Below are 21,073 nucleotides of genomic sequence, written 5' to 3'. Positions count from 1 at the left end.
AATATTAGAAGGAAGGTTATTTCCAGCCCCCTCCTAAAGCTTTATATACATTAACAACTGCATTGAGTTGTTGTTTTTTTGTTTCGATTAATTCGAGCTTCGCATCCAATACATCCCTTTGTGTCATCAAGACCTCTAGATAATCCGCCCTTGCAGACTTAAAGAGTTCATTGGATACACCAATGGATTTATTCAATGCATCCACTTCTTGGTTCTTATAGACATATCCTTTCTCCAAATTGTCAATATTGGACAGCTGTGTAGAGACTTCGGTGAAAGCATTCAACAGCGTCCGTTCATAATTATAGATGGCTTGGATCTGCCTTGCATTTGCCGAATTGAATTCTGCCTTGATGGCATTCTTATTCAATAGTGGTGCAGTAAGGTCCCCAGCTAAATTATACAACAAGGATTCCGGCAACCTAAAAAGATAGGATGGTTTAAAAGCCTGAAGACCAAAAGCAGCTGAGATATCCAGTGAAGGATAGAATTCCTTTCTGGCCACCTGTACATCCAATTTTGACGCAGCAAGCTCATGCTCTGCCTGCAGGATATCAGGGCGATTATTCAGCAACTGACTTGGAATCCCCGTTCTCACCGTCGCAGGAACTAGATCAATGAAATTAGCTTGGTTTCTTGCAATTTCATGCGGATACCTGCCTAAGAGAAAATTGATCCTGTTTTCCGTTTCCTTGATCTGTTGCAAGGTAGAAAATTCCATGCCCTTGGTTTTTGCAACCTCTGCTTCAAACTTCTTAACTGCCAATTCCGTTACCCGGGTGGCCTCCTTCTGGATCTTCACGACCTCCAGGGCTTTTTCCTGCAGCTGAATGTTCTGACGAATGATGGACAGTTGATTATCCAAGGCCAATAACTCATAATAGGAATTGGCCACTTCAGCAATCAGGCTGCTCAACACAAAGTTCTTACCTTCCACGGTTGCCAAATAACGGTTTACCGCAGCCTGCTCAGAATCCTTTAACTTCCGCCAGATATCGACCTCCCAATGGGCAAAAACAGAAACATTTAGATCGCCTAAAGGATCGGGCATTTCATGTCCAGGAGTAATTTCTGTCGAAGCATCACCTGCACCTTGCGAGGTATATCGACCTACTTTTTCGATTCCGCCCCCAGCGCCAATTCCCACGATGGGTTTCAAGGCTCCTTTTCTGAGCATGATATCATTCTTGGCAATCTCCAATTCCTGAAGGGTAATGTTCAGTTCCTGATTATTTTTTAAAGCAGTATCGATCAATGAAATCAGGTTAGGATCTGTAAAGAACTCCCTCCATTTCACGTTGCCCGAGTTTGTGGTATCTTGGCTGGCCAATGAATCCACAAAGCTGGTTGGCATTATTTTATTTTCTTTCTTCTGCGTTGCCTGAGGCACTTTACAGCTCGATACGGAAAGTGCCAATATTCCGACGGCAAACCAATTGAAGTAGTTATATTTTTTATTTTCCATCGATTTCTTCAGATAAAGGGTTTTCGTCTTCTTGTTTAATCAATTTACGTTTGGAGGCGATTGTCCCGAAAATAAAGTACAATCCCGGGATCACAAGGACCCCGAAGATGGTACCGAACAGCATCCCTCCTGCCGCCGCGGTACCAATCGTTCGGTTCCCAATAGCACCTGGACCCGTAGCCAGGACTAATGGAATTAATCCTGCAATAAATGCAAATGAGGTCATCAAGATTGGTCTGAAACGGACTTTTGCGCCTTCCATCGCTGCTTCAAAAATGCTCATGCCTTCTTGATGTTTCTGAACCGCGAACTCCACGATCAGCACGGCATTCTTACCCAGCAGACCGATCAGCATGACCAGTGCAACCTGCGCATAGATGTTATTCTCAAGATGAAGCAGTTTCAATAGGAAAAAGGCGCCGAAGATGCCGACAGGTAGGGAAAGAATTACAGCAAATGGGAGGATAAAACTCTCATATTGCGCCGCCAAAATCAAATAGACGAAGCCTAAACAGATCATGAATATATAAATCGCCTGGTTACCACGGGCTACCTCATCCTTAGAAATACCGGCCCAATCAATGGCATAGCCACGTGGTAAGGTCTTCAAAGCAACTTCATTTACTACATTGATCGCTTCGCCGGAACTAAAGCCCTGTTTCGCTGATCCGGAAATCTCTGATGCCAAATACATATTATGTCGGGTAATCTCTGAAAGTCCATATACCTTTTCCATATGCATAAACTCAGAAAATGGCACCATTTCACCTTTATCATTTTTGGCATATAGCTTTAAGATATCTTCAGGCAAGGCTCTATATTGGGGCAAAGCCTGAACCATAACCTTGTATTGTCTATCGAACTTGATGAAGTTGGTTTCATAATTTGATCCTACCAAGGTGGACAGGGTTGTCATGGCATTATCTATGGAAATACCCTTTTGTTGAGCCACTTCATTATCGATTTTTAAAAGGTATTGCGGGAAACTCGCACTGAAGAATGTAAATACGGATGCCAGTTCAGGTCTATTGTTCAACTCCTTCACAAAATCCTTGCTCACCTGTTCCATCTTCTGGAAATCATTGTTACCGGTTTTATCCAACAGCCTCAATTCAAATCCTCCGGCTGCTCCATAACCTGGTACTGCTGGTGGTTGAAAGAACTCAATGGATGCTCCAGGAATGTTTTCAGCACTTTTCTCCAATTGCTCTATGATCTCAACTGCAGACTCCTTCCTTTCTTCCCAACCTTTCAAATTGATCAAAAGGGTACCGGTATTTGCTGCTGTACCTTCGTTCAGGATTTCATAACCTGCAAGTGAAGAAACGGAAGCTACGCCATCGATATCCTCTGCTTCTTTCTGTAAATCCAATGCAGCCTTATTTGTCCGTTCCAAGGTTGATCCTGGAGGAGTCTGTATAATGGCATAAATCATCCCTTGGTCTTCATTGGGGATAAAGCCTGAAGGCACACTATTATTTAGGAAATAAGCCCCAATACAAAAACCGATCAATATCAGGAAGGTAAGGGCACGTTTGTTCACCATCTTACTCAGCAGCTTGACATAGCGATTCTGCATCTTGTCAAATCCTCTGTTGAAGGAGTCCAGGAATTTATCTACGATGGAATTCTTACGTGGTTTTCCATGGTTGTTCTTTAATAGGATGGCACATAATGCCGGAGTCAAGGTCAATGCCACAATACCCGAAAGGATAATGGAGGTAGCCATGGTAATTGAGAACTGACGGTAAAAGATCCCGACAGGTCCCGACATAAAGGCTACAGGGATAAATACCGCAGCCATCAAAAAGGTAATCGCGATAATTGCACCTGCTATTTCATGCATAGCCTTTTTGGTCGCTTTATAAGCCGATACATGATGTTCCTCCATCTTCTTGTGCACCGCCTCGATGACGACGATCGCATCATCAACGACCACCCCAATCGCCAGCACCAAGGCAAAAAGGGTGATCAAGTTGATGCTGATTCCAATAAATTGCATAAACAAGAATGCTCCGATCAAAGACACAGGAACGGCAATCGTTGGGATCAAGGTCGACCGTAAATCTCCTAAGAACAGGAATACCACCAAAGCCACCAAAATAAAGGCTTCAACCAAGGTATGTACTACCTTTTCCATGGAGGCATCCAAGAATTTGGATACGTCGTAACTAATCTCATAATGCAGCCCTTTAGGGAAAGATTGCTGCAGCTCTTCCATTTTGGCCTTGACATCCTTGATTACCTGAGAGGCATTACTTCCATAGGATTGTTTCAGAACAATCGCTGCCGAAGGTCTCCCGTTCAAGGTGGAGTAGATATCGTACATGGCAGAACCGAAATGTATATCGGCTACATCTTTCAATCTCAAGATCTCGCCATTTGGATTTACCTTCAGGATGATATTGCCGTATTCCTCTTCTGTGGTAAAACGTCCGGAATACTTCAGGATATACTCAAAAGATTGGGATTTAATACCCGAAGATTCACCGGCACGACCTGGAGAAGCTTCTAAGCTCTGTTCCTCGAGGGCTTTCATCACTTCTTCTGAGGAAACCTTATAGGCTGTCATCCGATCGGGTTTCAACCAAATACGCATGGCATATTCCCTATTTCCCAAGATATCGGCAACACCTACACCTGGAACACGCCTCAACTCCGAAACCACATTGATATCAGCAAAGTTGAACATGAAGTTACCATCCAAATCCTTTTCATCACTGTACATATTGATGTACATCAGCATATTGGATTCCTCACGGGTTATTTTCACCCCTTCACGGACCACAATCGATGGAAGCTTATTGACTACCGAAGCCACCCTGTTCTGTACATTGACGGAGGCTTGGTTAGGGTCGGTCCCTAAATCAAAAACGATCTGAATACTGGCCTCCCCATCATTTCCGGCATCGGAAGCCATGTATTTCATGCCGGGCACCCCATTGATTGCCCTTTCTAATGGGATGATGACGGCTTTGATCATCAATTCCCCATTCGCACCTGGGTATTCTGCTTTCACATTTACCTTCGGTGGAGAGATTGACGGAAATTGTGTTACTGGCAATTGGGTCATGGCCAATACCCCTAAGAATACGATAATAAGGGATATGACAATAGAAAGTACCGGTCTATTTATAAATCTGTTAAACATGTTATTCTATTTTTTTCCTTACAACTTATTCTGTTCTGATCTTTAGATTAGAGATGGCATCTTTCGGCTCCACATACTCATATTTGATCTTTTCGCCATCCTTAACTTTCTGTAATCCTTCCAGAAGGATCTTATCGTTCGGCGCAATTCCTCCCGCTACGACATATAGATCGGGTAGCGAAGCACTGATCTTGATCGGTTGCGAAACGACTTTTCCATCCTTGCCGATCATGAAGACATACTTTTTATCTTGAACTTCATAAGTTGCCTTTTGTGGAATCAATAAGGCACGCTTCATTGGAACTTTCATCAAGACCTTGCCAGTCTCCCCGTTCCGCAGTAATTTATTGGGGTTAGGGAATCGAGCACGGAAAGCGATATTACCGGTTTCGATATCGAACTCTCCTTCAATGGTTTCCACCATACCCTTATGTTCTAATTCTTCATTATTCGCCAACAAAAGGGAAACATGATTATCAGCACGGTTGGCCACATTGCGTTGATAATCCAGATACTCGGGTTCTGAAACATTGAAATAGGCAAACATCTGCGAGTTATCCGACAAGCTTGTCAATAGCTCCCCTTCATCAACCAGACTTCCCAATTTCAATGGAATCCTATCAATAGTACCATCAAATGGAGCTCTAACCTCTGTAAAGTTTAAGTGTATTTTTGCTATCGCTGCCTCAGCCTTTGCTCGCTCCAGTTTCGCTTTTGCCATCGCCAGTTCATTCGGCGATACGATATTCTTATCAGACAGGTTTTGGGTATTCTGAACTTCGATCTGCGCAACTTCAACTTCTGCCATTTGTTTGTTCAGTTCGGCTTGGTACATAGTAGGCTTGATACGGAACAACAATTGCCCCTTTCTGACCGTTTGGCCTTCATCGACATAGATTTGCTCGAGATAACCTTTCTCCAGCGCACGCAATTCAATATTTCTTACGGATTTAATCTGTGACACATACTCTTTGTTAAAGCTTGTGTCAATTTCTGCCGGAGAGGTTACAGTGTATTTGAAAGCCTCTTCCTTTTCTTCTTTTTTTTCATTGCAAGACACTAGGCACAGTACAGCCAGTGAACTCATGAGCATGACAACTCTCTTCATTTTGTTTTAAAGATTTTTTTAAAGTATTTGAATGTAAAATGGGCTTGAACCCAAATGAGGGATTAGGACATTCAATAGTCAATGAAGATTGTTAGTGCTTAAAGAATATAAAAATTAAGATACCATCAAATCAACAGCATAAAATGCCAATGACCATTGAAGTATCAAGGGTATTAAATTCTCAAGGAGCGTTGAGAAATGAAAATAGGATTGGGATTATTATCGAGGATATAATCCGTAGATTTCTGATGTGCTTTTTTTGGAAAAAACAACAAGAAGGAAAACGCAATCAGACAAGAAAAGAATGCCATCTGAAGATGATAGTCCTTCCACAGTTGGAAGTCCTCAGATTCTTGTTCTAAAAGGATATGCTCTGCATGCCCTCCTAATCCATTAGAATTTGTTTGCGTGTATTTTAACTTTTGAAACTCGTGAGGCTGAGCTGGTGTAATACTGCCAGCAAATTTCTCCATAAAACTGATAGCGGGTCTATCAGAATGATTGATTACCTCATGACTATTCCCACTCCTTATTAACAGGAAGAAGAAAAAAAGTACGAATGTGACAATCGTTTTCATTTGAAGGCAAATATACTATGTGGAATAATAATTCAAATGTCTTTAACAGATTTTAACCGTCATAATTCCGTCAGTAATTCATTATCAATTATTTAATTTTTATTATCAATCATTCCATTAGTGATAATTATGCCTTTTGTCGTAAATTTAACCTAGAGTAAAGACCAAGTTCAACATCCCTGTAAAGAGGAAATTTGAATAACAGAGGAAATCGAGGATATATTCTTGCCCACTATTCTAAATATTTTAATTAACATTCCATTTCTTAACATACATCAATGTGCAAGAATAAATTTCCCCTCATCTTTGTTGAACAAAAACAAATAGAGAATAAATAAAGAGAATAATATTATGGCAAATTGGAACTTAGATACCGCACACAGCGAAATCGAATTTAAAGTAAAACACATGATGATCTCCACTGTAAAAGGTCATTTTGAAAACTTCAATGTTAGTGTAGAAAATAGCGAAGATGTACTAGATGCTGCAAAACATGTATCAGTAGAAATCAAAGCTGATTCCATCAACACTAAAAACAGCCAACGTGATCAACACTTAAAAAGTGAAGATTTCTTCGCTGTATCTCAATTCCCAGATATCAAATTTGTATCCACTGGAATCGAAAAAGTAGATGATGATGAATTCAAATTAACTGGTGACTTAACAATAAAAGATGTGACCAAACCTGTTACTTTCGATGTAGAATTCGGTGGAATTGGTAAAGACCCTTGGGGCAACCAAAAAGCTGGTTATACCGTTACTGGTAAAATCAACCGTAATGACTTCGGATTAACTTGGAATGCTGCCCTTGAAACTGGTGGTGTAATGGTGAGTGAAGACGTAAAATTCCAAGCTGACTTACAATTCGTTCTAGCATAAGTGAATTATAAAAAACAAGAAAGGCCAGATTACTCTGGCCTTTCTTGTATTTAGACATAAGACAGTAGAATTTTCAGCCGTCCTAAAACAGCAGATTAAAATCCCACTATTTTCCCTTTAAAAAGGCTCTTATGTCCTGTGTCTATTGTCTTATCTCTGAGGTCTATAAATGTGTTTTCATACCCTTACTCACGATCATGACATCCTTGGCTTTCAAATTAAACTGACCGGCACGTTTAGCCTTCAACTTAATCGTTAGGATCAAACCATCTTTGGAATTGATTACCTCCTTATCACCCAGGTTCACAAATGTTGGATATAATGCCTTCTGACCATTGCTATGCAATCTGTCATTGGTCATATTGTTCATCTGTTTAGCGAGATGATTGTCAATTCCTGCGAATTCAAAATCTTGAGGATTATATGGCAGGGCAAATGAGAAGGCATTGACATCCTTCAAGTTATCGGCTTTCACCTGAACTTCCACGATATCATCCTTGCTGTAATTAGATCTAGAAGCAGTAACCTTCAATGATCCCGAAAGCTCTTCCTTAGGATCTATCTCAACGCCCCCTTCCAACTTCGTAGCAACAGCTGAAATATCATACGCATCAATCAACCCATTTTTATTGATGTCTCCATTGCTCACGTAGCCTTCAAAGTCGGCATCTCCCATTCTCAAGCCTGTATAGTTGGTATAGGAAGTGAGGTCATTGATATCGATCAACCGGTCATTATTGATATCACCAGGAAGGTAACTATCCGTTCCAGGAACCTTAAATACGTACAACTCCCTTCCAGAACCAAAGTCGCCAACAGCTTTAGAAACTTTCAACTTCACAAACCTTGCTTTCGGCTGGTCCTTAAAGCTGAATTCCTTCATGCTATCATTGTTCTCCCATTTGAAATCACCGGCTTCAGTCCACACCTCCTTATCATTGCTGAATTCCACCTTACCTTCCAACAGGATTCCATTTCCTCTTCCCGATCTTGGTAAATATTGGAACTTATCCAACTGGTTAAAACTGTTCAAGTCCACTATCAAATCAAATGGAACTGCTTTCTGCCCCCACTTTGTATGCCACATATTGCCCTCATCAAAATCCACCAAATTATCAACTCCCTCTGACCCTTGATTAGGCACAGATGTTTCAGCAGTTAATCCTGTTATGGCAAATTGCAATGGATTCGATTTGGTAGTCTGTTCAAATTCCTTCCAATCTGAAACACCTTCCTTATTTACCGACCTGATCTTGAAATTATAAGTGGTTTCAGGTTTCAGTCCCTCAAAAAGGAGATGATTGTCTTGGATATAACTATACTGCTGTCCATCAAATTCTATTTCATAATAGTCCGCATGCTCCACCCGATCCCATGTTGGCTCTAAAGTATAAGCCTTTGTCTTTTCCTCAGAAATGCTAACAGAACTCGGTGCGCTGAGTGCCCCTGTCGATTTTTTGAATCGATCTACAGGCGCATATTCAAAGCTTTGTATGGTTAAACTGATCGGATTGATGGTAACATCAGTTTCCTCAACTTTTACCAATAACTGCGGATTCTTAATGATCTCTGTTTGCTCAAATATGGACCCTTTGGTGGAAAAAGCATTCAAGTTCGGCCTTTCCTCATAATAGTACACATTATTTGAACGATCAAATTCCGCCCTAGAATTCACCTCCTTCAGTTTTAAGTTTTTCTTACCAACTTTCACCGCAATCTTCTTCGGCTTTTTGGTCATATTGACCCAAAATTCAGTGCTCTTTTCCTTCTCAAAACCTTTAAAATCACCTTCGGCATTATGAACCAGAATCTTCAGCTTTGCCTTCCTTTCAGCATCCGATTCAATACAGGTATAAACCCCTTCTTTATTTAAATAAGCTTGAGTAAATCCATCATCATCATATTCGTAGAAATGCGATTTCCCAGCAGGATAAATTTCATATATCCTGTGCTTTTTATTGATTTCCTGAACATTGTTATTAGGGTTTACCCTTGGAATAATTGCTCCAGCCTTAATAAAGACCGGGGTTTTCCAGATCGGAGCATCAAAATTATTCACGATGGTGTTCCCAGCATAGAGATCGCCAGAGAAATAATCTATCCAATTTCCTTCCGGAAGGTAAATACCATTACGGATATCATTCCCTAGGGAATCAACTTTGGTTTCCTGATAGATTGGAGCAACCAAAATAGAAGGCCCATACAGGAATTGATATTGCGTGGCTGAACCTAGGGTATAAGGGTTAGGGTAATCTAGCATCATTGCGCGGACCATTGGTTTTCCATCAATGGCCTCCTTTGCTATACTGTAAGCATAGGGCAAAAGCTCGGATTTCAACTTCAGATAGTTTCTGTTGATCGAGGTAAAAGGTTCACCAAGAGCATGTGGGTATTTTTCATTCGAACCCCAGCCATCCATGTTCAATTCCATTGGCGTAAAGGTCTTCCATTGGAAATCCCTGGTATTCACTTTTGTGTTCTTCCCGCCGAAAATACCATCCATATCGGAAGTGATATTAGGTTGCCCCGACAATCCAGAACCAATATAGGTGGGGATATGGAATCGTATATACTCCCATTGTCCACCGGTCTGATCTCCTGACCAGATACCAGCATAACGTTGCGTACCTGCCCAACCATCCAATGAAATAATAAAAGGACGGGCATCATTGCCATAATATGGCATGATATGGCCCACATCGGCAACACCGTTCAACCCGAAGGAATATCCTGCACCGACCCAAGCCACATCTGTTTTTAAAACCCGAACCCCAGCATCACGAACCTCTTTCACGATATCCCTTTGCAGCAAGGCATCTATACTATCCTTTGGATGCAGATCTGATTGCGTCCAAAGTCCTATCTCCACGCCTTTTGAACGGGCATATTCACCTAATGATTTAAGGTTTTGGATATTTCCATCCAATGTTTTCTCTTGCCCATAACCTGCGCCATACCCATCATTCGGCAATATCCAACCCAATGGCATATCATGCTGTTGATACCGGTCAATCACCGCTCTTGCTGAAAATTGATAATTATTATTTTCGCCGTTCAATGATTCCTTGGTACCCCCTTCATCCTTTTGGCTTTCCTTATACCGCTTGCCATCTTCGAATAAAACGCCTTTTTCATCCTCCTTCCAAAAGTCGCGGTTGTAGGCATTCAGATGCCCCTCATAGAAACCAAACTTCGGCAACAATATGGGGTTTCCGGTCAACTGATAGAAATCGTTCAATATTCCGACCGGATTATCGCTGACCATAAAAAACAAGTCCAGATAATCCGTATCATGGCTAAGCTTTACCTTTCCTTTTTCGGTATTACCAAAATCATACTTCCCTTTCTTAAAGGTGTACCACATCATACCGTAGCCTTTAGTTGACCAATAAAAGGGAGTTGGCGAGGCTACACCACCATCTGTCCAATTATTGGTATTCTCGATGGCGATGGATTTTCCTTTATGCGAAAAACGACCGTTCTGCACACCGCCACCATAAAAATATTCCGCGGGATCTTCAGCTAACTGAAGGCTAACTTTCTTCTTGTTGAAGGCTATCGGTGCAATCGATTGGGTTACCAATTGCTTATTCTTAATATTGTAGATCTTAAATAGGCCATTTCCCTTGCTGATTTCCATCGCAGCTTCCTTACTGGAAATAAACCATGAGCTATCTTTCTCCGTGACTTCAAAGTCGTGCAGCTTTCTCCGAGGATTATCAACTAAGATCTGCGCAGCTGGCTCTGCCTGCGGATCCCTCAGCACAGCAGATTTATTGTCCTGAAATAACCTGAAAATATTGTCAGCATAAAAATCAACCATAAGTAATTGATCGTTACTGAATTTGATTTGAACAGTAGTGGGATTAATCTTCTGCACCGATTGAACCCGGACAGAATCTTCTTGAGTTTGTTGTTTTAATGTTCCTGCAGCAACAAAACTTGTCCCAGGAAATGCCGCGCTAAATAATAGCGATAAGCCTAAAGCCCAAAAGAGCTTTTGTTTGTTTCTATACATGCTATACGATCAAATAAAATACTTCTATCTGTTTATAATCGTATGTTTTAAAAAAGGTTTTTAAAGGTATAAAAGATTAACAGTACTCTATATTTATTCCACAAATATTTTACAGAAATAATGGCCCATCCCCCTGTTCATTAAAATCTACATATTATGACTTAAAATTAGCAGCAGCGCAAAATATTGGGTTAATTCAATAATTAAATTAAGTTAAAAGCCAGTTTTTATTCAAATTTTTTAAAAACTCTTGAAAAGGGATTGGTTTTTGTCATTTGAAAATCAAGATACTACCAAATAGCTATTACATGGAAAATCAAGAGCAAGACCTAAGTAAAAAATATAAGGCTTTTATAAGTTATAGTCATAGTGATAATCAGGGTGAAGGTAGGAAATGGGCAGATTGGCTACACCATGCATTAGAAACCTATGAAATCCCCGAAGACCTCATCGGTAAGAAAAATGCTGCTGGTCAGGAAATCCCAAGACAGATCTATCCCGTTTTTCAGGATGAAAAGGAACTTTCGGCCAGTTCTAGCTTGAGCAGTTCCCTGACCTCAGCACTCGACCGTTCTGAATTCCTGATCTATTTAAGCTCTCCTAAGTCAGCCAGATCAACTTATGTAAGGGACGAAATCCGGTATTTCAAACAGACGGGCAAATCCAAGCAGATCATGGCTTTGATCTTAAAAGGTGAACCTGAATATGGCGATACTCATACCGATGCACAATGTTTTCCTGATGAACTGCGATATAACATCGATCAAAATGGACAGGTCATCAAAGATCAACCGGAGGAAGTACTTGCTGCAGATGTCCGTATTCCACATACACAGGACGAAGGATTCACCACAGCCGAAGGCTATCGTCGGTATTTGCACGAGCAAGGGGTAGCAAACCACCTTATCAAGAACCAGGTCGAGGAATACAAGAAAAGGTTGGACCTCGCCTTGTTGAAAATCATATCAGGAATATTGGGCGTCCCGCTGGGTGAATTGACCAAGAGGGACCAAGCCTACCAATTGGAGAAAATAAAACAGAAGAACAAAAATATCAAACGCATTGCAACGGCCATAGCTGCCTTGGGTATCCTAGCCATCATAGCCGGTATTTTTGCCTGGAACCAAAGAAACTCCGCTTTGCGCAATCTTGCAAAATCATTATATGCTTCAGGAATCAATAAATTGACCGAAAGCGAATATGGTGATGGCGCCGCGTATATTGCGGAAGCAACCCGAAGAGGTGATGAAAGTGCGGAACTTTTCGCCCACTCCATGTTGTCGGTTCAAGATGATCTGACCAGAATGCCCAATGTCAATTACGGAGTAACACGCTTCTCCCCTGATGGCAAATGGTTGGTTGGGTTCGCCAGTGCCGGAAACAATTTGAATGTACTCCAAGTTTGGGATGCCGTGGATCGGAAACTTATTAAACAACGGGATGATATCACCGCAATCCAAACCCGCTACCCACTGTTCGATGGACAGAACAGGGCATATGTCACCACAACGAACAGCAATATCGTCAGATACGACATTGAAAAGGACCAAAAAGAGGAACTTCGATTGAATCCTGACAGCTCCTTTATTGCCATCATTGCTGTTTCTCCAGACGCTAAATATATCGTATTCAACAAAAGATCACGTGAAGTCGTTCTTTTTAATACGGAAACAAAACAAGAACAGGTCATATCGGCTACAGAGCAAATCGCTCCATCTTCCGCATATATTGACAATAGCTCCAAAACGCTATTTGTGGAGCGTCTCTTTCCAGAAGATTCTGAAGTTAGCATCTATGATCTAGCTGGAATCGACCCTAAACCAGTCTTTAATAAACACTTCAAATCAGGAATCAAGACACCCAGCTTCAGTAAAGATGGCAACCAAATTGCCTTTCACAATGCTGATGGAACAAATTATTTCAACAAATCCAATGGCGTTCAATGGTCTGCCCCTTCGCCCATGTTAGTCAGGTTTACCGGCTTCACGGACAATGGTGATCTATTCCAAGGAAATGATTCCCAGATCAACCAGATCAATACGTCGAACGGATCCGTCGCGAAAACCAGTAAATTGCCAGAAAACATCTTCTTTTTCAGTAACATGATGAAGATTATGGAACAAGATGCTACAAATGCAGAAACCAACTCGCCAGATTGGACCCAATCTTTGGTAAGTGGAAATTCACAGACCTTTATAGAAAACAAAAAAGGCGACCCCTTAAGAGTGGCACAGTTCTATGAAACCAAGGACCTTGCCCATATAGAACCAGGAATTACGGATGATTCCGCATTCTTAAGATACAGAGCAGGGAAGTCAGTGGAAAAGATGGATCTTAAGACCGGCGAAAAAACCAAAGACTTTATTCAGGTACCCGAAGAGGTAACTGTTCACCTGGTCCTCCACAAAACAAAACGAATATTGGTTAAGGGCAAAAGTGGTAAAACCTACTTCTTTGATGCCATCTCGGGGAAACCAGTTGGAAAGCCATTTGATTCTCAGGCGAAACTTTACATCTTCAATAAGGATGAGACCCAAGTCCTCGCAAGGACCGGTAAGAACAGTTTTGCATCTTGGGATATTGAAACCGGAAAACAAAACATCAATTATACGCAGGAACAGGATATCGCGGGTTTTACGGTCAGCCCAGATTACAGATCAGTCATTTTAGTAAATCCTGATGGCTGGAAGGTGGTTGATATTGCTTCTAAAAAAGTCCTTATCGAAGGAAAGGACGCTTTGAGCAGTGGCGCTTTCAGTCCTAATTCGCAATACTTGATCAAGGTCAGTTCTACGGGCGATGCACAGGTTTTAGAAACTAAAACCTATAAATCCATACTGGAAATGAAAACCATCGCAACGCCGTTTATAGTCTTCAACAACGCAGGAAACACATTGGCCCTTTCTGAGGACGCCACCCACATGCGCCTATGGGATTTGGAGGACAAAAAATCATTTGGCCAAACCATCCGCATCAGTAAAAACACCCAATACTTCCATTTCTCGGATGATGACAAGCAAATCTTTGTACAGGATGATGGTGAAGGAATGCGTTATGCAGCAAAGGTGGTTGATGCAAAAACCGGAAACATCCTAACCATGCCCTTTATCAACCAGCGATTTGATCAGATCAACGTTATTCCAGGCGATAAAAGGTTAATGACCATTGAATCACTCATGAATGGCATCGCCATCAATATTTGGGAGGTTCCAGGACAGGTCAGCATGTCCAAAGACCAATTGGCTAGGGATTTGGAAAAATTCTATGGCAAGAAGTATGACAATGAAACCGGAGCAATCCTGAACTATATTGATACGACTGGCACCTATGACACTTGGTATTTTGAAGATCCATTCGTCAGGTCAGTATCCCCTAGCTCCAACGTGAAGATTACCGATATCTTGAAGAAAAACTACCCTATCCAAAATGAGGCGAACCTTCAATTGTTGGCAGTGACCTATGACTACCATCCGTTGGCCCGGGCAATGGTTGCCAATTATTTCAGCAGTAAGCCTGAAACGAAATTGATAGGTCAGCGCATGGTTGATATTACAGAAAAACAATTGATCAAGATCAAAAACAAAGAACTGAAATCTGAAGTTGAAACGCTCCTAAAAGAAGCTAAACAGAACTTAAGCAAATAAAGAATGAATTTGACAAGAAGACAAAAAGGGCTATTGGGAATAGCATTTGTATGCTTTTTGATTATATTATCTTGGATCGGTTTATCCAAGTTTTTTCCAGAGAGTAACTCCTTGAGGTACCTACCTGATCGGATATATCGCATCATCAAAATTGTATTCGGTGGCGACCCTTCAGGCTCAGGTTTAGAAGCTGAAAATGTACCCTGGGAATTGATCCTTGCAAAAATATGCGCCATTGGTATTCTGCTGTTCGGTGCCTACAAGATAATTCAAAAGGTATTTTCCGAGCAGTTCAATCTCTTAAAGGCTTCTTTCAAGCAGAACCATGTCATCTCTGTGGGCATCTCAAAAAAAGGTAGGCAACTTTTCCAGAGCCTAAAGGAAGACTATAAGCAGAAAGGAATAGCCATTGAAAAAGAAACGGACCATGCCGACATCAATTCTGTAAAAAAACAGGGGCACTTAGTGATTATTGGAAATGCCGAAGAAGAGAGTACCTTACTGGAAGCAGGGATCAAGCGCGCCTCTTCCCTGATCGTATTCCTAGAGAATGAGCAAACCGTAATTGAAATCATTGAATCCGTTCAGGATATCTACGATAGATCAAAATGTCAGAACGACTTGCTATGCTTTTTACATATCAGCAACCCGAGGTTGATTGACTTGGTCAAGAATACCGGAATTCATTTAGATAACAACCAAATCCAACTTCGATTCTTCAATATCCACAAGATGTTGGCAAGGCAGTTCTTTTCCCAGTTACCCTTGGATCTCCAAAGAGATGGGAAGAAACTTTCCGATATCAATAAAATCGTATTTTTAGGCTATGGGGATTTCGCAAAAGCCATGATGGTCCAAGCCATGAGGATTTTCCATATTTCTGTCGAAAATGATCTAAAAATTGCCGTTTATTCCGAGCAAGCTGAAAAAGATAGGAATTACTTCAACGAGCAATATCCAAAAGCCAATAAGATATTCCCTATTGAATTCCATAATTTTCAAGGAACTTACAATGAGCTGATATCGAGGGAAGAATTATTGGAGAAAGGCGATGAGACTTTGTTCATTACTGCTTTTGACCAGGACCAAACCAATCTGAATTCCGCTTTGGAACTCTTGGACAAAGCCCAGAACAGCAAATTCCCGATCTATGTGCTCAATGCTGAAGGAAAAGGTTTGCGGAAGTTGATCCGTTATTCGGAAGAAAGCGATAGGATAAAATTCTTTGGTCAAATGGAAGATATCTGTAACCTTGAATTTATCACGGGCAATAAATTGGATAGATTAGCTCAGGCCATCCATGATGATTATAGAAAATTACTTTCGGGTGCCAGTTCAGAAAGTGCCCGATACACCTCTGATTGGTTAACCCTGAGCGAAGATGCAAAAGATGCCAGCCGTGCACAGGCAGACCATATCCCCTATAAGTTTTTATTGACCCATAAAGAATGGCCTGTAAACCAGCCGGATGCAATATCTTTCAGTGAGGATGAAGTGGAAACCTTGGCCATTATCGAGCATAACCGCTGGATGGCACACCGATATATCAATGGTTGGGACTATGGAGAAGTACGAAATGATGAACTCAAACTCCACCCTTCCCTGATTCCTTGGGAAATCTTGAGCGAAAGTGAAAAACAGAAAGATCGAGACACTATCCTAAGAATTAAGATTCTTTTGAACGAAAAATAAAGCTATAGCCCAAGAATTTGTCTTTGCAGATTGTTTGGGCTATATTTGATTGGCTTTAGGGGTATTCTAATAGGAATTGAGACAGACCCTTTGAACCTGATACGGTTAAAACCGTCGTAGGGAAAAGCAAAATTGCTTGGCAAACCTAATTGCCTATTCCCTCCCTTCAGCCATTATTGTTTTTAATTTTTCAAATAATGGAAAACGACATTTATCATTTATTGACTCAAGTCCGAGAAAAATCTCCACTCGTTCAAAACATTACAAATTTTGTGGTCATGAACAATACCGCAAATGCCCTTCTGGCACTTGGTGCATCTCCAATTATGGTCCACGCCGAAGAGGAATTAGAGGAAGTCCTCAGTTTTTGCAATGCCCTTGTCATCAACATCGGTACCCTAAGCAAACCATGGGCAGAAAATATGATCCTGGCAGCAAGGCTGGCCAACAAATTAGCTAAACCTTGGGTCTTGGATCCGGTTGGCGCAGGCATCTCTACCCTACGCAATGAGACCCTAAAATCTCTATTGGAATTAAAACCAACGGTCATTCGTGGGAATGCTTCTGAAATCATCGCCCTTCAGAACTTTAACAACAAAAGTGCTAAAGGTGTGGACAGCACCCAATCAAGCAGCTCGGCCCTAGATGCTGGAAAGTTACTGCAAGGGGAAACGGGATCCATAATTTGTATTTCCGGTGCCACTGATTATGTCATTTCAAAGGATGAAATCACCGAAATCAAAAACGGCACCGCCGTGATGACCAAGGTAACTGGAATGGGCTGTACGGCTTCCGCAATTACCGCAGCATTCATTGGCTTAGCAAAAGACCCCTACCAAGAAGCTGTCGCTGGTATTGCCATCACCAGTCTTGCAGGCGAATTGGCTGCCAAAATATCGAAAGGCCCAGGTAGCCTTCAGCTCAATTTTTATGACATCCTATACAATCTTGCCAAAGAACAGATTTTAGGCAACTTAAAACTAAAAAAATATGCCAATCCATCCTGATTTCCCCTATCCCCTTTATTTGGTGATTTCAGAAAAAGATTGTGTTAAAATGAATTGGCTGCAAGTTGCGGAAGAAGCCATATTAGGCGGGGTGGATATCATTCAATTGCGTGAAAAAGAACTCAGCCATACGGAATATTTGAACAAGGCAAAGGCACTGAAAAAAATTACAGACCAATACCAGATTCCTCTGATCATCAACGATGCTCCTGAAATTGCAGTTGAAATCCATGCTTGGGGAGTTCATGTTGGCCTTTCGGATACACAGCCCCTGGACATTGCTGAAAAATATGGAGATAGCCTGAAAATTGGCTGGTCATTGGAATACCAAGATCAACTGGAAAGTCCTCAAATGGTCCCAACCCATCATCTGGGGCTCAGCCCTATTTTTAGGACAGCGACAAAGACCAATACTGTGACCACTTGGGGTATTCACGGTATACAAGAAATAAAACTAAAAACCGATAAACCGCTGATCGCTATCGGTGGTATGAACCAGGACAATGCTGGACAGGCATTTGAATCCGGCGCAAATTCCGTTGCTGTCGTTTCTGCAATTTGCGGCAATACAGACCCAAGAAAAGCAGCCGAACTGCTGAAAGGATTATTAAAATGAAAGAAAACAAAAAATATAAAGTACCAACCGTTCTCAGTATAGCGGGCTTTGATGGCAGTGGTGGTGCCGGCATCCAAGCTGACACCAAAACCATTTCCTCCCTAGGCTGCTATGCCATGAATGTATTGACGGCTTTGCCGGTACAAAATACCCAAGGGGTGAAGAATATTTTCGATATCCCCGTTGAGGCTGTAAGAGAGCAATTAGATTGTCTCTTTGAAGATATCTATCCCGACAGCATCAAAATTGGGATGGTACATAATAGCAAATTGGTCGAAACCATTGCTTATTCCCTGAAAGATTATAAGGGCAGTATCGTCTTTGACCCTGTTATGGTCTCCACTAGTGGACATCGACTGATCCAAGAAGAAACCATAGCGGCCATAAAAGAACTATTGTTTCCGATAGCTCAAATTATTACCCCTAATCTTGATGAAGTTTCCGTATTGGTGGGTAGAGAAATCAACACGGTACATGCGATGGAGGAAGTTGCTGATGAAATCTTGAACTTAGGATGTAATGCTGCACTATTAAAAGGTGGACACCTTCAAAGTGATATACTCACCAGTATATTGATCCAGAAAAACCATGCAGCACAATATTTCGAATCTAAACGTGTCAATACCAAGAACACGCATGGCTCAGGCTGTTCGCTTTCCTCTGCCATTGCATCATTCCTTGCTCGTGGCTATCACTTGGAACAATCCACAGAAAATGCTCTCATATATATCAACAGTGCCATTAAAGGAAGCAAAGATCTGCTGATAGGAAAAGGAAATGGACCACTGAATCACTTTTTTAACCCTCAAAGACTCATTAAATATGAAATGGACTGATCAAGCTTGGGAAGCTATCCAACCCATCTATCAAGAAATATTGAAAATGCCCTTTATCGAAGAATTGAAAAACGGAACCCTTCCATTGGAAAAGTTTCAGTTCTATATGCTACAGGATGCCAAATACCTCGAACATTATGGACGGGCCCTAGCGGCACTCGGTTCAAAGGCAGAGGACAATGAAATGGCCTTGGACTTCTTTGAATTTGGCAAGAATGCCTTGATCGTGGAGAGAGCTTTACACGAAGCCTATTTCAAGCAATTCAAGCTAGAACCCAATCAAGAGATTACGATAGAGCCCGTTTGTCACCATTATATTCACTTCTTGAAAAGTACGGTGGCCTATGATCCGATAGAGGTAGCTACTGCAGCCATCTTACCTTGCTTTTGGATTTACAAAGAAGTGGGAGACCATATCTATCAAAACCAGAATACAGAGAATAACCCTTACAAGAATTGGATTGAAACCTATAGTGGCGAAGAATTTGCCGAAGGTGTGAAAAAAGCCCTACAGTATAGTAATTACATGGCAGAAAACAGTACGGATAAAGGTAGAAAAGCCATGCTTGAAGCCTTTATTGCCGCAAGTAGATTGGAATTTAATTTCTGGGATGCTGCTTATCGAAATATAAAATGGTAACCAATTCTTGAATTTTGAGCCAACTATTAAGTTACAAAAAAAAATACAATATTAGCGCGGTAAAGATCATATATTAAGGTAATAAATCTCCTGTTTTAGGAGCAATGCAAACATGATATTTGAGTAAAGGATTAAGCAAACCATTAAAATCAAATATCATGAAACAAAGAGTTCCAATATCGCAGATTATGACAACCGAGTTGATCACATTGACTCCGAAAGATAGCTTATATGAGGCTGAGAAACTATTCAAGAAACATAATATCCGCCACTTGCCTATTGTAGAAGGCAAAAAATTAGTAGGTGTAGTCAGTTATTCTGATTTATTGAAAATTAGCTATGCGGATGTAAACGAAGAGGATGATATCGAAACTATCGTTTATGATATGTACAGCATTCCGCAGTTAATGGCTAAATCACCATTGACGGTAGATCCTGAAGCGACCATAAAGGAAGTGACAGAGACCCTTTCCCAAGTTTCCTTCCATTCCATTCCTGTCGTGGACGGTGAGGACCTTGTAGGGATAGTAACTACAACAGACCTCTTAAAATATTTTATCGATCAATATTAGTATTTTGTTAATAATTAATTTCCAGCTGTAGACCAAAAGGGTTTACGGCTGAAATTTTTTATAAGGAAATTTATTATTACAAAAAACTACAAAAAAATAGCTTTTGGCGCAGTTTTTGGGCATTTTTGAATATAAAATTTATGTTATATGAAACAACTATGCTTACTTGCTGGAACCGCAGCGTTATTGACTTTCGGTTCCTGTACTTCAAACGCTAATAAACAATTGGAATCTAAAGATTCAAGTGAAACGGTATTGACAGATTCTAATCCCGTTGATACTACCCATACATCCCAAAATTCGCTTGATTGGGCGGGTACCTATTCTGGTGTATTTCCTTGCGCTGATTGTCCAGGAATCAAGACTACGGTGACCTTAAACTCCGATGAAACCTTTACCTATGAAGGTGAATATCAAGAAAGAGACACCAAAATTGAAGATACTGGCAAATTTATGTGGCATGACAACGGCAGTGTCGTTCATTTAGTAGGTAAAGAAGTAAACATGAAACTAAAAGTTGGTGAAAACCAATTGTTCTCCTTAGACCAAGATGGAAAACCTATCGACGGTCCTTTGAAAGACAATTATATCTTGAAAAAAGTTACTCAATAGTATTGAGTCTAAAGAATATTAAATAGAGCTGGTTTGAAAAAATCAGCTCTTTTTTTTTCTGCCCCAATGGGCAAAGAAGTTATGTTATGTTTTTTGAGTCATTCTGAGGTTCATCCGAAGGATCTCGGAGCTTTGTAAACCTATTTTTGTGAATAATTGCATTGGTGTACTTTCCTTTAACTGCGGTTATCCTACGTTTCGTCATCGTAAGTTTGAGAAAGTATAATTGGAGATCAATCGACAGAATATTATTTT

The 21,073-nt window shown here is 40.9% G+C and carries 14 protein-coding genes and 1 riboswitch; of the genes, 9 read left to right on the top strand and 5 right to left on the bottom strand.

Annotated features, from left to right (window positions below; genetic code table 11):
- Window positions 1–16: 16 nt before the first annotated feature.
- From RT138_RS00070 to RT138_RS00055, 4 genes are all read right to left on the bottom strand, one after another.
- Window positions 17–1,465, bottom strand: coding sequence for a TolC family protein (locus tag RT138_RS00070; RefSeq protein ID WP_313188958.1), 1,449 nt, complete (start codon window positions 1,463–1,465; stop codon window positions 17–19).
- Complete coding sequence (locus RT138_RS00065) at window positions 1,455–4,616, bottom strand: efflux RND transporter permease subunit (protein WP_313188957.1); 3,162 nt, start codon at window positions 4,614–4,616, stop codon at window positions 1,455–1,457. Before RT138_RS00065 ends, RT138_RS00070 begins: the two co-directional genes overlap by 11 nt.
- Before the next feature lie 25 nt (window positions 4,617–4,641).
- On the bottom strand, window positions 4,642–5,724 hold the full coding sequence (locus tag RT138_RS00060; protein ID WP_313188956.1) for an efflux RND transporter periplasmic adaptor subunit: 1,083 nt from the start codon (window positions 5,722–5,724) through the stop codon (window positions 4,642–4,644).
- Window positions 5,725–5,897: 173 nt separating this feature from the next.
- On the bottom strand, window positions 5,898–6,302 hold the full coding sequence (locus RT138_RS00055; protein ID WP_313188955.1) for a hypothetical protein: 405 nt from the start codon (window positions 6,300–6,302) through the stop codon (window positions 5,898–5,900).
- A gap of 351 nt (window positions 6,303–6,653) precedes the next feature.
- Here RT138_RS00055 and RT138_RS00050 point away from each other — a divergent pair, with 351 nt between their 5' ends.
- A complete protein-coding gene (locus RT138_RS00050) occupies window positions 6,654–7,181 on the top strand; it encodes a YceI family protein (RefSeq protein ID WP_185218327.1) in 528 nt (175 codons plus the stop codon).
- Between the two features lie 163 nt (window positions 7,182–7,344).
- On the opposite strand, the gene RT138_RS00045 is transcribed toward RT138_RS00050, so the two are convergent.
- Entirely contained in the window at window positions 7,345–11,199 is a 3,855-nt protein-coding gene (locus tag RT138_RS00045; protein WP_313188954.1) for a TIM-barrel domain-containing protein, read from the bottom strand.
- A 308-nt stretch (window positions 11,200–11,507) separates the two neighbouring features.
- Here RT138_RS00045 and RT138_RS00040 point away from each other — a divergent pair, with 308 nt between their 5' ends.
- The 8 genes from RT138_RS00040 to RT138_RS00005 all read left to right on the top strand — a co-directional run bounded on the left by RT138_RS00040 (window position 11,508) and on the right by RT138_RS00005 (window position 20,818).
- The gene (locus tag RT138_RS00040) at window positions 11,508–14,843 is read left to right on the top strand and encodes a toll/interleukin-1 receptor domain-containing protein (protein ID WP_313188953.1); all 3,336 of its coding nucleotides are present in this window, start codon (window positions 11,508–11,510) and stop codon (window positions 14,841–14,843) included.
- Between the two features lie 3 nt (window positions 14,844–14,846).
- Window positions 14,847–16,535 carry an NAD-binding protein gene (locus RT138_RS00035; RefSeq protein ID WP_313188952.1) on the top strand — a complete coding sequence of 563 codons (1,689 nt, stop codon included), beginning with the start codon at window positions 14,847–14,849 and terminating at the stop codon, window positions 16,533–16,535.
- A gap of 47 nt (window positions 16,536–16,582) precedes the next feature.
- Window positions 16,583–16,675, top strand: a riboswitch (TPP riboswitch).
- A 57-nt stretch (window positions 16,676–16,732) separates the two neighbouring features.
- Window positions 16,733–17,542: a hydroxyethylthiazole kinase gene (gene thiM, locus RT138_RS00030; RefSeq protein WP_313188951.1), complete on the top strand. Its 810-nt coding sequence runs from the start codon at window positions 16,733–16,735 to the stop codon at window positions 17,540–17,542.
- On the top strand, window positions 17,526–18,158 hold the full coding sequence (gene thiE, locus RT138_RS00025) for a thiamine phosphate synthase (RefSeq protein WP_313188950.1): 633 nt from the start codon (window positions 17,526–17,528) through the stop codon (window positions 18,156–18,158). Before thiM ends, thiE begins: the two co-directional genes overlap by 17 nt.
- Window positions 18,155–18,994, top strand: coding sequence for a bifunctional hydroxymethylpyrimidine kinase/phosphomethylpyrimidine kinase (gene thiD / locus RT138_RS00020; RefSeq protein WP_313188949.1), 840 nt, complete (start codon window positions 18,155–18,157; stop codon window positions 18,992–18,994). Before thiE ends, thiD begins: the two co-directional genes overlap by 4 nt.
- Window positions 18,981–19,634 (top strand): thiaminase II, encoded by a 654-nt coding sequence (tenA, locus tag RT138_RS00015; RefSeq protein WP_313188948.1) that lies wholly within the window; start codon window positions 18,981–18,983, stop codon window positions 19,632–19,634. Before thiD ends, tenA begins: the two co-directional genes overlap by 14 nt.
- Before the next feature lie 158 nt (window positions 19,635–19,792).
- Complete coding sequence (locus tag RT138_RS00010; RefSeq protein WP_313188947.1) at window positions 19,793–20,206, top strand: CBS domain-containing protein; 414 nt, start codon at window positions 19,793–19,795, stop codon at window positions 20,204–20,206.
- A gap of 147 nt (window positions 20,207–20,353) precedes the next feature.
- Entirely contained in the window at window positions 20,354–20,818 is a 465-nt protein-coding gene (locus tag RT138_RS00005; protein ID WP_313188946.1) for a copper resistance protein NlpE, read from the top strand.
- The last annotated feature ends 255 nt before the right edge of the window (window positions 20,819–21,073 follow it).

Source organism: Sphingobacterium sp. (assembly GCF_032065005.1).
GTDB lineage: Bacteria > Bacteroidota > Bacteroidia > Sphingobacteriales > Sphingobacteriaceae > Sphingobacterium.
This window is presented reverse-complemented; position numbering and strand designations above follow the sequence as displayed.